We start from the raw sequence: 14122 nt of genomic DNA, 5'->3' as shown, positions 1-14122 counted from the left end.
TCATGAGCTTGAATGTACCCCGTAATCAGCCCGGTTTGTTTGGCGCATCGTCTGCTGACCGTTGGCCGCAGCAGATTCTGACTTGGCTGCCGCTGAGTTTGTTTTTTCCGGTCGGACTGATGTATGCCGGCGTCTTGTTATTTTACGCGGCACTGCTGGCGGCCGGCGATTGGCGCGCTAAATGGCAGCGGCTGAAGCAGCATCCTTTGTTGTGGCCGATTTTGAGTTTGACTGCGGTCAGCTCGATCAGCGCCTTGCTGCAGCATAGCGAGTTGGTGACGAACGATGAATTTTGGTCCGGTTTCGGCCATTACCAAACCTATTTGCTGCTGCTGCCGTTTCTGACGCTCGAAGCCGGTGCTTGGCAACGCCGCGCGCTGCATGTATTTTTTGCCGGTGCCGTGCTGGCTGCGAGTTTATTCGTGGCGAATTTTTTCCAACTGCTACCCGACAACACGCTGTTTCGCAGTTATGTCCATTACCTCGGGAATAAATCGATACTGCTTGGTATTTTGTTGGCGCTGGCGGCCGGCTGGATGTTGCATGAACTGCGCTTACGCAGCGATCATCGCTGGCTGCGCTTGCTGGCGCTGGTCTATGTGATTGCGGCCTTGGTATTGCTGTCCAAAACCCGCACCGCCAGCCTGCTGTTTCTGGCCATGGCCGCGCTGATGATCTTGCGTAATGTCCGGTGCTCGTGGCGCAGTCTGGCGCTGCCGCTGGCCTTAGTGCTCGCGCTCGGCGCAGCCACCGAGTACGCGCTGCGCATGCCGCCACCGGCTACCTGTATCATCAATGATGCCCAGGTCGCACCCTGGGATGTGGTGCGTATTCGTGCCGTTTGCAGCGTTCAACAATTGCGCGATTTTTCGGCCGGACGCAAAGTCGGCGAAGATGGCATGCGCTTGGAAATTTACCGGATTACTGCCGGCATGATTGCGCAGCAACCGTGGAGCGGCTATGGCATCGCTGCCTGGATGCCGCAATATCGGCAGCGCGCCATCGGTTTAAGCAGCGCCACGATGAGTACGCCGCACAATGATTATTTGCTGTATCTGAGTGAACTCGGCGTGTTCGGCTTACTGGCTTTGCTGGCGATCTGGATCAGCCAACTGGCGCTGGCTTGGCGCATGGCGCGCAGCGCCCTGCCGGCCCAGCGTGAGCAAGCCATGCTGTTGGCGATGCTGAGCGTGGCGATGATGCTGGGGGCGATGTTTAATGCGATACTGCGCGACGGCGTGTTCGCCATGGCCTGCATGATCTTGCTGGCGCTGCCCTTGGCCGGCGTGCGGCGCTCTTGAACCCGATCAGACGGAAAAAAATTGTTGCGGCAAGATGCAACAAGGCAGCTGGGCTGCTTATTACAGAAAATGATGTCAAAAAATGAGTTTGATTAATGCAGAAACAATGAGCGTGTTCCGGCGCTTGTGGGCTTCGGTGCAGCCGTATCGCGGTCGCGTCTGGTGGGCTTTGCTGACCATGTTAGGTACCGCCAGCACTGAAGTGATGTTTCCTAAAGCTTTGGGTTATATTCTCGATCACGGTTTTCGTGGCGATGCCTTTCATCTCGCCTTGTGGAAGGTACCGGTCGCCATCATCGGCATTTTTCTGCTGCGTGGTTTGTGCACCTTTACCACCAGTTACTTGATGAGCTGGGTGTCGACCAAATTGCTCAATGAGTTACGCGCGCGGATTTTTGATCGCATTCTGCATGTGCCGATCAGTTTTTATCATTCCGAATCGAGTGGCCGCATCATCAATACCATCATGTTCGAGGCCCAGCAAATCGTCGAGATGCTCAAGGTCTCGATGACTACCTTGTTTCGCGATTCGCTCACGGTGCTGGTATTGTTGGCCGCGCTGTTGTGGCGCAATTGGCAGCTAACTATCGTCGCTTTGGTACTGATGCCGGTGATGGCGTTGCTGGTGCGCGGCGTGAGCAAACGGCTGCGCAAGCTCAACCAGAACCAGCTCGAGGTCAATAATGAATTGACCCAGGTGATAGAAGAAGCGACCCGCGCCAGTCAGGTGATACGGATTTTCGGCGGCCATGACTATGAGCAGCAACGCTTCGATGCCAAGAATGAGAAATTGCGCGGTTATGCCATGCGTACCACGGTGGCGGTGGCATCGACCACACCCTTGACCCAACTCGCGGCCGCCATGGCGGTGGCCGTGGTGATTATGGTGGCAGTCTCGCAGGCGACCAAAGATGCCACCACGGTGGGGCATTTTGTCGAATTTGTCAGCCTCATGATGTTACTGCTGACACCGCTTAAACGGCTGGCCGATCTCAACGGTCCGCTGCAGCGTGGTATGGCTGCGGCCGAATCGGTGTTCGCGCTTATCGATACCGCACCGGAACCGACCGCTGGCACGACGCTGACAGCGCGCGCGCGTGGCCAATTGGAATTCGTACGGACCAGTTTCTCTTATCCTGAGCAAGAACAGGAAGCGCTGAAAAACATCAACCTGCAGATACAGCCGGGCGAAACAATCGCACTCGTCGGTATCTCCGGCGGTGGCAAAACTTCTTTGGTCAATCTGGTGCCGCGTTTTTATGCGCCTACCTCGGGCGATATTTTGCTCGACGGGCAGTCACTCAATGCGCTCTCACTCACCAGCCTGCGTGCACAAATCGCCATGGTCAGCCAGAATGTGGTGCTGTTTGATGACAGCATCGCAGCCAATATTGCCTATGGCGATAGCACACCTGACCGCGCGCGTATCAGCGCCGCCGTGCAGGCCGCTCATCTTGCTGATTTGGTGCGCGATTTGCCTGATGGTTTGGATAGCCTGATCGGTGACAATGGCATGCGCCTGTCCGGTGGCCAACGTCAGCGCCTGGCGATTGCGCGTGCAATTTACAAAGACGCTCCTATCCTGATTCTTGATGAAGCCACCTCGGCACTCGACAGTGAATCGGAACGTGCCGTGCAGGCAGCGCTCGACGGCCTCATGCAGGGCCGTACCACGCTGGTGATCGCGCATCGGCTCTCGACCATAGAGCGGGCCAGTCGCATCGTCGTGCTGGTCGGTGGTGAAATCAGTGAAATCGGCACGCATTTGGAATTGCTGGCCAAAGACGGCGTGTATGCGAATTTGCATCGCCTGCAGTTTGCCAAATAGGGCGCGGCAAATGTTACCCACTTCCTTACCCGATACCTCTCCTATGAGCTTGCCCGCAGAATCGACCAAACCGCGCTTGTTGGTCATTGCGCCGAATTGGATAGGCGACGCCGTCATGGCGCAACCCTTGCTGCAATTACTCAAGCAGCAGCATCCCGAGCATGCCATCGATGTGCTGGCCGCCGCCTGGGTAGCGCCGGTGGTGCGCGCGATGGCCGAAGTCGATCAGGTGCTGGAAACGCCGTTCCGGCACGGCGCCTTGCAGCTGCGCGAGCGTTGGCGTTTTGCGCGCGCCTTGAGTCGACGCGGCTACAGCGCTGCGTATATTTTGCCGAATACTTTGAAATTCGCGCTGTTGCCGTGGTTTGCCGGCATTCCGCTGCGGGTCGGTTACCTAGGTGAGAGTCGCTACGGCCTGATCAATCGCATGCACCATGATGAACCCGGGCAGCCGCGCGCCATGGTGAATTTTTATGCTGCTTTGGCGTTCGCACCGATTGCCCACTTCGATCAAAAGCTGCCGACACCAGTCTTGAGCTTGGCACCGGAAGCCAGGCTGACGACATTGCGCAGTCTCGGTTTGTCGGAACACGAACAATTGATTTGCTTTGGTCCCGGTGCCGAATTCGGGCCATCGAAGCGCTGGCCACCGGAACACTTTGCTACACTCGCCAATTTGATTTGGCAGCACTCCCCACAAGCGCAGATTGTTTTACTCGGTTCACCCAAGGATGTTGAGGTGTGCGCGGAAATCAAGGCGCTCTGTCCACAGGTCCATGCGCTGGCCGGGCAAACCAGTTTGACTCAGGCGCTGGCGCTGTTGTCGGCTGCCACAGCGGTGGTCAGTAATGACTCTGGCTTGCTGCATATCGCCTCGGCGTTCAATCGTCCGGTGCTGGCGATTTACGGTTCTACCGATCCCGATCATGCGCCGCCGTTTTCTCAGGGTGCCAAAAGCTTTTCGCTGCGCTTGGCGTGTGCGCCGTGCAAGCAGCGTGACTGTCCGCTCGGACATCACGATTGCATGCGCAAGCTGGCACCGGACTTGTTGTGGCCGACGCTGCAAGCGCTGCTGCCCGCCGCGGCGCGCTGAGGTGGAGATGTTGCAAGAAACGCGAATGTTAATGGAGCATGCGGCTGGTTGCGTTTTACCCGATTGGGAAACCTTGCTGCCAGCCTGTCAAGTGCATCGCTTCGCCAAAGGCAGCGATGTGTTTGCCGCCGGTCAGTGGCAACCGTATGTGTATGTACTGCGCAGTGGTATCGTCAAACTCACTTACCTGAGCGAGGCCGGGCAGGAGTGGATTAAATCCTTCATCGGCGCGGGCGATTTTTTTGCTTGTCCGAATGTGCTCATCGCCGGTTTGAAAACCGATTATTTTGCCACCGCAATCGAAGATTGTGAGATCGAACAAGTCGACTATGCCGCCGTCAAATTGCTCATCGAGCGGTATCCGGCCTGGCAAACTGCGATCCGTCATTTGCTCAGTGCGCATATCGTGCGCAAAGAGCAGCGCGAACGTGAATTACTGACGATGGCACCGGAAGCGCGCTACCTGTCATTTTTACATAGCTACCCGCACATGGCGGCACGGATTCAATTGCGCGACCTCGCGCATTATCTTGGTGTGACGCCGGAAGCGCTGAGCCGGATTCGCAAACGCTTGCAAATGTAAATATTTGTTTGTCAACTTCAGCATTTCTGTGGGCACAAGTGTTGGTGGCGCGCCGTCGCTCGGCTACCCAAAGTGTGCAGGACCTGGGCGGTCAACGTGTGATGCTGGAACCGCAGTCGGAAGAATTACTGGCGTATTTGAACAGCGAGGGCATCTCGAGCACGCAATTGCAGCTGAAAAAACACAGCTTTGACGTCAATGATCTCATTGCCGGTCGCACCGATGCCATCTCGGCTTATCTGACCACGGAACCGTATTTCCTCGAGCAAGCTGATTTTCCCTACCAAATTTACACCCCACGTTCCGATGGCATCGATGTGTACGGCGATAACCTGTTTACTTCCGAGCAGCAGATCCGCGCCCATCCGGAACGTGTGGCGGCCTTTCGCGCCGCCAGTTTGCGCGGTTGGGAGTATGCCGCGGCCCATCCTGATCAAATGATCTCCCTGATTTTGCAGTCGTATCCGAATCTCCACGATACACCGGGACGCAAAGACTTTTTGCAATTTGAAGCGGCCCAAACCCTGGCTCTGTTGCGTCACGATTTGATCGCACCCGGCTACATGAATCCGGGACGTTGGCGCCATATTGCCGAGGCCTACGCCAGCCTTGGTATGTTGCCGAAGAATTTTCCTTTGGAGGGGTTTTTGTATCATCAGGAAACGCTCACGGAGCGGCTCATTGAGTACCGAAAAGTCGCCGGCTTGAGCCTTTTGGTCTTCCTGGCCTTGTGTTTGCTGCTCTATATACTGCGCGTCAACCGACGTCTTGCGCATAGTCTTTCTGCGGGAAAAAAGGATCAACTGCGCCTGCAATTGTTGTCGATGGCGATCGAGCATAGCCCGACTTCGGTGGTTATTACCGCCGCCGATACCCGCATCGAATATGTCAACCCGCAATTTTGCAAAGAGACCGGTTACAGTGCCGAAGAAGCAATCGGACGTACTCCGAAAATGCTGCAATCAGGTTTGACCGAGATAGCGACGTATCAGGATATGTGGGCTTGTCTGGCACAAGGAAAAGTCTGGTCGGGTGAGCTGATCAATCGCCGTAAATCAGGTGAAATTTACTGGGAAGAGGCACACATTGCCGCGATCCGCGACGAGCACGGGCAAGTGATCAAATACATTTCGGTCAAACTCGATGTCACCGAACGCAAAGAAGCCAGCGACCGCATGGCACACATGGCACATCATGATGGCTTGACCAATCTGCCCAATCGTATCTTGTTCTTCGACCGTTTCGCGCAAGCTCTGATCACTGCCAAGATCAATGACAGTATGCTGGCCCTGATGTTCATCGATCTCGATCGCTTCAAGCCGATCAATGATAATCACGGGCACGCCATCGGCGATGCCATTTTGCAGCAGGTGGCGGTGCGTATGAAGCGCGCGGTACGCGACAATGATACCGTCGGCCGCATCGGCGGCGATGAATTCGTTGCCCTCATTACCGACGTCGGCAGCAGCGCGACCGCGCTGATGCTGGCCGATAAAATCCGTCACGCAGTCGGCCAGCCGTTTGTCATTGAAAACTGCAGCTACCATATTTCCGTCAGTATCGGTATTGCCCTTTATCCGGAACATGGACATGAGGCCGCGATGCTGGCGCAGCACGCCGATCACGCCATGTATCTGGCCAAAGCCAATGGACGCGATCACGCCAGAATGTTTGTCGCGACCAACCGTGCACCGAGCGCGGCCGAAGGTTCGTGACGCGCTCAGCCTCTGCTCACTTATTTCTCAAACACATAACTACCCGGTGCCGTGCCCAATTCCGGTTGTGCTGCCAGCGGCACGGCCTTGAGGCGTTTTGCCGTGCTGTGTTGCAGCAGCCATTGCTGCCAGTGTTCCCACCACGAGCCATCTTGTCGCTGCGCCTGCTGCAGCCAAGCTTCCGGATCATGGTAGGCAGTGCTGCGCATGGCCGTTGGCAGAAACAGAAAACTGCGGCGCGCATGGCCTGGTTCCGAAACGATGCCGGCATTATGTCCACCCGATGCCAGCACGAATTCGATCTCGGTATCGGCCAACACATTGATCTTGTAAACTGAACGCCAAGGTGAAACATGGTCGCGCTCGGTGCCAACCACATACATCGGCGATTTGATGTCTTTCAAGGCGACCACATGGTGGTCGACTTCATAGTGGCCCTTGGCCAAATCATTGTGCAAAAACAGATGTTTCAAATACTCGCTGTGCATGCGGTAGGGCAGGCGGGTGGTGTCTGCATTCCAGGACATCAAATCATTCGGTTCCTGGCGCAGACCGAGCTGGTATTCGCGCATCAGCTTGGACCAAATCAGGTCGCGCGAATTGAGTAATTCAAACGAGCCCGACATTTGCTTACCGTCGAGGTAACCTTGTTTCCACATCAGCGCATCGAGCATCGCCAATTGACTCTCATCGATGAACAAGCCCAGTTCACCCGGCTCGCTGAAATCGGTTTGCGCCGCCAGCAGCGTCACGCTGGCCAACTGTGCCGGCGCGCTGATGCGTTTGCCGGCAATCGCCGCCGCGCCGATCGCCAGCAGCGTGCCGCCTAAACAGTAACCGATTGTATGCACCGGTTGCCGACAAATGTGGGCGACTTGTTCGAGTGCGTCGAACAAACCGCTGCGCAGATAATCCTGCATCCCCAACTGACGATCTTCTTGGCCCGGATTGCGCCAAGAAATCATGAACACCGTATGCCCTTGACTTACCAAGTAGGCCACCATGGAATTATGTGGCGACAAATCGAGGATGTAATATTTCATAATCCACGATGGCACGATCAACAAGGGTTGCGCATGAACGGTAGGGGTCTGCGGTGCATACTGAATCAACTCGATGAGGTGATTGCGATACACGACGTTACCGGGCGTGAGCGCCACCTCGCGGCCCGGCTCATAGCCCAATTGCGTCGAGGTTTGCGCTTGACCATCTTGCGATGGCAATTCCAGCCCGAGATCTTGCATCATGTGCAGCAGACCGGAGGCGAGATTTTTACCGCCGCTGGAACGGGTGGCGGCCAAGACTTCCGGGTTCAACCACGGGAAGTTGGATGGCGCGACCATATCGAGTAATTGGCGCGCCGTAAAACTGACTACATCTTCATGGTGGGCACTGACGCCGCGCACGCCCGAGGTGGCTGCCTGCCAGAAATCCTGAGTGCGCAAAAACGCTTGAGAAAAAGCTTGGTACGGCCATTGCGACCAGCCGGCATCGGCAAAGCGGCTGTCGGCCGCGCCGATCGGTGCCGGCTGCAAACAGTTTTTGGCTTGCTGTTGCAGCAGTTTGAGTAAATCCATTTGCTTGCCCGGGGAATTAGCCAAATTCAAGAACCAATCCATCCAAGCCAAGCTCACGCTGGTCGGCGACACGCCACCGGTTAACTTGGCGACCTGATTTTGCCATGCGACATCGAGCGGATGCGGTGGCGCGGCGGCTTCACTGATATCGCAATTGGCGGCGTCGGGCAAGGCATGGTGTTCGTTCGCGGCCGCGATAACGGCAGTGGATTGCTGGGACTTCATCTGCATTCCTTTCAGGGTGAACTTTGATTGTCACAAACTTCACAGTTAATAAAATTGATTCTGATCAATTCGATTGTGCGCTTGCAGCAATACACTGTGATGAATTGTATAGGCGCTGATATGAAAAAAGCTTTCTCCACTGTGTATGCCATGCTGATTATGCAGTCATCGCTGAATAATGCGGCGCGCAGCAGTCACTGTTTTACAGTTAAAAAAACGTCGAAGTACCACTCTTTTCGGATATTCGCGGTAAGTTTGATCTGTATCAATTTCGTCAGCCTCCCCAGCTATGCGGCAGAATCTTTGGTGCAAGCTTGGGATGTGGCATTGCAGCGAGACCATCAATTGCTGGCCTCGCAATATCAGGAACAGGCGGCCGCTGACCAAGTCAGGGCCGCGCGTGCCAATTATCTGCCCAAGCTGAGTATGGAGACCGGCTACCTGCGCACGCAAAGCGAACCGGCGGCGAAAATTGATTTACCGGCCTTAGCCTTTTTGAAGGGGGCGACGTTGCCGTTTGCCCAGAATTCTGCCTATTATGGCGCGCTCAACTGGTCGGTGCCGCTGCTGACGAGTGGAAAAATTGCCCATGGCGTGGCGGCTGCCCAAGCCGAGGCCGGTGCCAGTCAGGCGCAGGTCCGACAAACGCGCAGCGAACTCAAACTGGCGGTGGCCAGCGCCTATCTGGCGGTGTTACGAGCCGAACATGGTGACAGCGTGGCGCGCACTTATTTGGCCGCGCTGCAGAGCCATCGCCACGATGCGCAAGAACTGTTCGAACATGGCTATGTTCCACGGCGCGATTTGTTAGCGGCCGAGGTGGCTGCGGCGAATGCGCGTCAAATGGCGCTGCAAGCAGACAATGCGCTCACACTCGCGCGTGCCGCGTATAACCGCTGGCTCGGCCGCGCCTACGCTGCGCCGGTGGACTTGCAAGATATTTCGGCTGCCGCGACCAGCGACAGCAGCCTCGCTCCCTACCTGCACAGCGCCACCGAACAAAGGTCGGAATTACAGCAGCTCGATGCGCGTAGCCAGGCTTATCGTGAACAAGCGGCCAGTGTGCGGGCTGGGTATTTGCCACAGATAGGCCTCAGCGGTGGCTATGCCAAACTGGACAATCGCTACTTAGCGCAAGACAAGGGTTGGTGGTTGGGCGTGGTGCTGAAATGGGACTTGTTTGACGGCGGCCTGATTCGTGCCCAAGCCTCCCAATTGGCGGCGCATGCCGCTGCCGTGCAGGAAATGCAGCGCGACACGGCGGAGCGTATCGCTTTACAAGTGCATCAAGCCTGGTTACAGCAACAGGAAGCCGCGGCACGCATACAGCTCGTTGCCAGCGCCGTAGCACAAGCCGAAGAAGCCTTGCAGTTGGCGCAGGAACGTTATCGCGCCGGCTTGGCACCGGCCAGTGAAGTGCTCGATGCCGTCAGCAGTCGGCTGCAAGCCTGCAGCAATCGCGACAATGCGCTGCTGGATAGAGAATTGAGTCGTTGGCAATTACTGTATGCGGCAGGCACGCTGTAATCCCTGCCCGGAGAAGAAAATGGAAAATCAGAAAAAATTGATCGGACCGGTATTATTGAGCATCGCAGTCGTTGTCATTGCCGGCGGCTTGTTTTACTACTTGGCAAAAAGTCGCGCACTGCCCGAGGGCTTGATCGCCGCCAGCGGTCGCATCGAGGGCGAACGCATCGTGGCGGCGGCTAAATATCCGGGGCGTATCAGTGCGCTGTTCGCCAAGGAAGGCGACAGCGTTAATGCCGGCGCCATCGTCGCCCAGCTCGAAGATCAGAGTTTTCAATCCAAGGTGGAACAAGCGCGGCAATTACTCAATGCCAGCCAAGCCCAGCTCGATGCGGCACAGGCCAATGTCGCCATCGCCCGACGCGAAGTGCCGATCGGCGTGGCGCTGGCCGCTACCGCGGTCAGTCAAGCGCAAGCCATGCTGAGCAAAGCGCAGGCGCTGGCCAATCAAGCTCAGCGCGATACCGAACGTAATCATGATTTATATACGCGTGGCGTGATCGAGTTGCATCGCGCCGAGCAGGCTGATTTGGCGTGGCAAGTGGCACAAGCTGATCTCATTGCTGCCGGCCAAGCGCTGGGACGCGCCAGACAAGGCGCAGTTCAAGCTGGCCTTGGCAGTGACAAAGTCAGTGCGCGCGACGACGACATCAACGCGCTGCGGGCGCAACGCGAGCGTGCTGCCGCCGCGCTGAGCGAAGCCAATTCCGTGCTCAGCGATTTGGTGATTCATGCGCCGGCCGCCGGCGTGGTATTGAGCCGTTTGCGCGAGCCTGGCGAAATGGTGATGCCGGGCGGATCGGTGTTGGAGATGGTTAATCTCGATCATCTGTATTTGAAAGTCTATGTACCGGAAGCGCGCATCGGTCAACTGCGGCTAGGTTTGCCGGCGCGAATCTATACCGATGCGCGCCCCGAACATTTTTATGAGGCGCGTGTCAGTTACATTTCGGCGCGTGCCGAATTCACTCCTAAAGAAGTACAAACTACCGATGAACGTGTCAAGCTCGTGTATGCCGTCAAACTCGACATCGTCAGCAACCCCGAGCATCAACTCACACCCGGTATTCCGGCCGATGCCGTAGTGCGTTGGCAAGAGGGGGTAGCATGGCAAAAACCGCGTTGGAATTAACGGCGGCCGATGCCCCCGTGGTCGACTTGCGGATGCTCTGCAAAGCCTATGGCAGCACCGTCGCGCTCGATGGCATCAGCCTGCAGGTAGAGGTCGGTGAAATTTACGGCTTGATCGGCCCCGATGGGGCCGGTAAAAGCAGTTTGCTCAAGGCGGTGGCCGGGGTGTTAGCGCATGACCGTGGCGAGCTGCGCGTATTTGCGCAACTGATAAACAGCGAGCAGAGCAGTGAATTGATCAAACACCGCATCGGCCTCATGCCGCAAGGTTTGGGACAAAATCTCTACGGTGATTTATCGGTGGAAGAAAATATCGATTACTTCGGTGGTTTGCGTTTGCTCAGCGCTGCCGAACTCAGCAGTCGCAAAGAAGCCTTGTTGCGCAGTACGCGACTCGAACGCTTTCGCGACCGTCCGATGAAAAATCTCTCGGGTGGCATGAAGCAAAAACTCGGCCTCGTCTGCACCTTGATACATGAACCACAGCTGGTGATACTGGATGAACCGACCACCGGCGTCGATCCGGTTTCACGCCGCGAATTCTGGAGTATCCTCGCGCATTTGTTGAAAGAAAAAGGCATCACCGCCTTGGTCTCCACCGCGTATATGGATGAGGCCAGTCGTTTTTCCCGTGTCTCGCTCATGCATGCCGGGAAAATTCTCGCTGCCGGCGAGCCGGAACAATTGCGTGCCTTGGCCGCCGGTGTGATCGTCAGTACCGAGTGCCGCGAGCCGCAGCAGCAACTCGAAGCGGTCAATCGCTTGACCCGGCAATTTCCACAAATCGAAGCACTCGGTCGGCAGTTACGCGTGTTTGTCGATGGCGATGACACGGCGCGTGCACGCGGCCTGATCGCCGCTTGCCTCGAAGGTATACCGCAGCAAAACACCGAGGTGCTCGAAGCCGAACTCGAAGATGTATTCATCGCCTTGTTGCGGCAACAGGGCTTGACACCGCCGCCGGCTGCCGCGCTACCGGCAGCCGTGCCGGCAGTCGTGACGTCGGTGTCTGGCGACACACCGACGCTGGCGATCGCCGCGCAAGAACTGAGTCGCGTGTTCGCTGACTTCAAAGCGGTCGATCAAGTCAGTTTCCAAGTTCCTCAAGGCGAAATTTTCGGACTGCTCGGTGCCAATGGGGCCGGTAAAAGCACGGTGATCAAAATGCTCACCGGTATTCTCACACCGAGTTCAGGACGCGGCAGCGTGGCCGGTGCCGACATGCGCAGCGCCGGTCGGCAGATTCGCGAACGCATCGGCTATATGTCGCAGGCATTTTCACTTTATCTTGATTTGTCTGTGCTTGAAAATATCCGTCTGTACGCCGGCATTTACGGTCTCAGCCGTGGCGAAACCGCCGCGCGCTTGGATTGGATACTCGATATGGCCGGCCTGCGCGCCTTCGGCACCCAGCTCACCGCCAGCTTGCCGATGGGCTTGCGTCAGCGGCTCGCGCTCGGGTGCGCGCTGATACACCGCCCGCAAGTCTTGTTTCTCGATGAGCCGACTTCCGGCGTCGATCCGCTCGGTCGACGCGCATTCTGGGATGTCTTGTTCCGTCTCTCGCGCGAAGAACAGGTGACTATCCTGGTGACCACTCATTACATGTCGGAAGCCGAGCATTGTGACCATATCGCCCTCATGTATGCTGGTCGAGTGGTGGCCGATGCCTCGCCTGATGCGCTCAAAGCGATGGTCGAGCGCGACGCCGGTCAATTGCATGAAATTCGCTTGCCCGCTGCTGCTGCCGCACTCGACTTGCTGCAGCAAGCCGGCTATGTCAGTGCCGCCTTGTTCGGTGCGCGCATCCATGTGTTGTTGTCCGATCCGGCAGCTCAGATCACGGCTATCGAGCGCTTGCTCAATGGTGGCCGACGACTCGATATCCGGGTGCGGCGCTTGGCGATGGAAGATGTGTTCGTACAGATCGTCACGGCGCTGGAAACGGCGGACGCCAAGGCACGCGGAGAAAAGCCATGAATTTGCAACGTATCCGGGTAGTCGCTTACAAAGAGTGGCGTGAAATTGTGCGCGACCGTTTGTTTTTCGTACTCGCCTTCGTTGTACCTTCCTTGCTCATGCTGTTGTTCGGTTTCGGCCTCTCGCTCGATGTCGAACATATTCCGCTGGCTATCGTCGATTATGACCAATCGGTGATGTCGCGCGACTATGCACACAAATTCAGTGATTCGCGCTATTTTTCATTGTACCGCTATGCCAGTCGTCAGCAAGAGCTGGAACAACTGCTGATCGATAATACCCTGCGCGCCGTGATCATCATTCCACCACAATTCGGTGCGCGCTTACAGGCAGGTAAGAGCACCGATGTACAGACTTGGATAGACGGCACCTTTCCATTTCGCGCCTTGACCACGAAAGGCTATGTCACGGCGATCAATGCTGCCGTCAATCTCGATCATCTGGCGGCATATTTTTCCGCGCAAAGCGGGCTGCCGGAAGGGCGCTTGCGTGAGTTGCTGCAGCCGGTGAAATTGGAAACTCGTTACTTGTACAATCAAGAAGTCAAAAGCATCTGGTCGCTCGCACCGAAACTGATCATGGTCATTCTGATGTTGTCGCCGCCGTTTTTAACCGCACTCGGCGTGGTCAGAGAAAAGGAATCGGGGGCGATCTATAATGTCTACGCATCGACGCTGACACGCGGCGAATATTTGCTCGGCAAGCTGTTACCGTATGTCGCCATTTCCATGCTCAATGCCGCGGTGTTAACGGCCATGGCCTTGCTGTTGTTCGGCGCGCCATTCAAGGGCGATCCGCTGTTTTTCACCTTTGCCACCATGTTGTATGTGATCTGCACCACCGGCATCGGCTTGCTGGTCTCGGTGGTAGTCGACACCCAAGTGGCGGCGATGGTGGGCACGGCGATTGTCACAGTGGTTCCGGCCGTGCTGTATTCCGGCATGATCATTCCGATTCCTTCTTTGTCGGCGATTGCCGCTGTGATTGCCCATCTGTTACCGGGCATGTATTACGCCGAAATCGCCACCGGCAGTTTTCTCAAAGGGGTAGGCGTGGCCGCCTTGTGGAGTGATCTGTTGGTGTTGGCCTTGTATGCCGTGGCCCTGTTTTCCGCCGGTTTTTTGGCCTTTCACAAACGTCCCGCTCACTGAGGCCCGCGACA

At 56.6% G+C, this 14122-nt stretch carries 10 protein-coding genes; 9 read left to right on the top strand and 1 reads right to left on the bottom strand.

Annotation, left to right across the window (positions count from 1 at the left end; all coding sequences use genetic code 11):
- Positions 1–2 precede the first annotated feature (2 nt).
- From QN359_RS00365 to QN359_RS00345, 5 genes are all read left to right on the top strand, one after another.
- The gene (locus tag QN359_RS00365; protein WP_322249279.1) at positions 3–1301 is read left to right on the top strand and encodes an O-antigen ligase family protein; all 1299 of its coding nucleotides are present in this window, start codon (positions 3–5) and stop codon (positions 1299–1301) included.
- Between the two features lie 82 nt (positions 1302–1383).
- Positions 1384–3129: a lipid A export permease/ATP-binding protein MsbA gene (gene msbA, locus QN359_RS00360; protein WP_322249278.1), complete on the top strand. Its 1746-nt coding sequence runs from the start codon at positions 1384–1386 to the stop codon at positions 3127–3129.
- 10 nt (positions 3130–3139) lie between these two features.
- Positions 3140–4222 carry a lipopolysaccharide heptosyltransferase II gene (waaF, locus tag QN359_RS00355; RefSeq protein ID WP_322249277.1) on the top strand — a complete coding sequence of 361 codons (1083 nt, stop codon included), beginning with the start codon at positions 3140–3142 and terminating at the stop codon, positions 4220–4222.
- Between the two features lie 25 nt (positions 4223–4247).
- The gene (locus QN359_RS00350) at positions 4248–4805 is read left to right on the top strand and encodes a Crp/Fnr family transcriptional regulator (RefSeq protein WP_322249276.1); all 558 of its coding nucleotides are present in this window, start codon (positions 4248–4250) and stop codon (positions 4803–4805) included.
- 8 nt (positions 4806–4813) lie between these two features.
- On the top strand, positions 4814–6520 hold the full coding sequence (locus tag QN359_RS00345; protein ID WP_322249275.1) for a diguanylate cyclase domain-containing protein: 1707 nt from the start codon (positions 4814–4816) through the stop codon (positions 6518–6520).
- A gap of 20 nt (positions 6521–6540) precedes the next feature.
- Here QN359_RS00345 and QN359_RS00340 read toward each other — a convergent pair whose 3' ends face one another.
- Positions 6541–8322 (bottom strand): PHA/PHB synthase family protein, encoded by a 1782-nt coding sequence (locus QN359_RS00340; RefSeq protein ID WP_322249274.1) that lies wholly within the window; start codon positions 8320–8322, stop codon positions 6541–6543.
- 120 nt (positions 8323–8442) lie between these two features.
- Here QN359_RS00340 and QN359_RS00335 point away from each other — a divergent pair, with 120 nt between their 5' ends.
- From QN359_RS00335 to QN359_RS00320, 4 genes are read left to right on the top strand one after another with little or no spacing between them, the layout of a single operon-like run.
- On the top strand, positions 8443–9849 hold the full coding sequence (locus QN359_RS00335) for a TolC family protein (RefSeq protein ID WP_323493548.1): 1407 nt from the start codon (positions 8443–8445) through the stop codon (positions 9847–9849).
- Between the two features lie 19 nt (positions 9850–9868).
- On the top strand, positions 9869–10981 hold the full coding sequence (locus tag QN359_RS00330; protein WP_322249272.1) for an HlyD family secretion protein: 1113 nt from the start codon (positions 9869–9871) through the stop codon (positions 10979–10981).
- Positions 10957–12960: an ATP-binding cassette domain-containing protein gene (locus QN359_RS00325; RefSeq protein ID WP_322249271.1), complete on the top strand. Its 2004-nt coding sequence runs from the start codon at positions 10957–10959 to the stop codon at positions 12958–12960. The genes QN359_RS00330 and QN359_RS00325 overlap by 25 nt, the downstream gene beginning before the upstream one ends.
- The gene (locus QN359_RS00320; RefSeq protein ID WP_322249270.1) at positions 12957–14111 is read left to right on the top strand and encodes an ABC transporter permease; all 1155 of its coding nucleotides are present in this window, start codon (positions 12957–12959) and stop codon (positions 14109–14111) included. Before QN359_RS00325 ends, QN359_RS00320 begins: the two co-directional genes overlap by 4 nt.
- The last annotated feature ends 11 nt before the right edge of the window (positions 14112–14122 follow it).

It is taken from the genome of Undibacterium sp. 5I2, from assembly GCF_035019605.1.
GTDB lineage: Bacteria > Pseudomonadota > Gammaproteobacteria > Burkholderiales > Burkholderiaceae_D > Undibacterium.
The sequence above is the reverse complement of the archived record's forward strand: the minus strand, read 5'-3'. Positions and strand labels throughout refer to the sequence as shown.

What these genes read in the sequence shown, in the direction of transcription:
- QN359_RS00365 (WP_322249279.1), top strand. Translation starts at nt 3, where the DNA reads ATGAGCTTGAATGTACCCCGTAATCAGCCCGGTTTGTTTGGCGCATCG.
- msbA (WP_322249278.1), top strand. Translation starts at nt 1,384, where the DNA reads ATGAGTTTGATTAATGCAGAAACAATGAGCGTGTTCCGGCGCTTGTGG.
- waaF (WP_322249277.1), top strand. Translation starts at nt 3,140, where the DNA reads ATGTTACCCACTTCCTTACCCGATACCTCTCCTATGAGCTTGCCCGCA.
- QN359_RS00350 (WP_322249276.1), top strand. Translation starts at nt 4,248, where the DNA reads ATGTTAATGGAGCATGCGGCTGGTTGCGTTTTACCCGATTGGGAAACC.
- QN359_RS00340 (WP_322249274.1), bottom strand. Translation starts at nt 8,322, where the DNA reads ATGAAGTCCCAGCAATCCACTGCCGTTATCGCGGCCGCGAACGAACAC.
- QN359_RS00335 (WP_323493548.1), top strand. Translation starts at nt 8,443, where the DNA reads ATGAAAAAAGCTTTCTCCACTGTGTATGCCATGCTGATTATGCAGTCA.
- QN359_RS00330 (WP_322249272.1), top strand. Translation starts at nt 9,869, where the DNA reads ATGGAAAATCAGAAAAAATTGATCGGACCGGTATTATTGAGCATCGCA.
- QN359_RS00325 (WP_322249271.1), top strand. Translation starts at nt 10,957, where the DNA reads ATGGCAAAAACCGCGTTGGAATTAACGGCGGCCGATGCCCCCGTGGTC.
- QN359_RS00320 (WP_322249270.1), top strand. Translation starts at nt 12,957, where the DNA reads ATGAATTTGCAACGTATCCGGGTAGTCGCTTACAAAGAGTGGCGTGAA.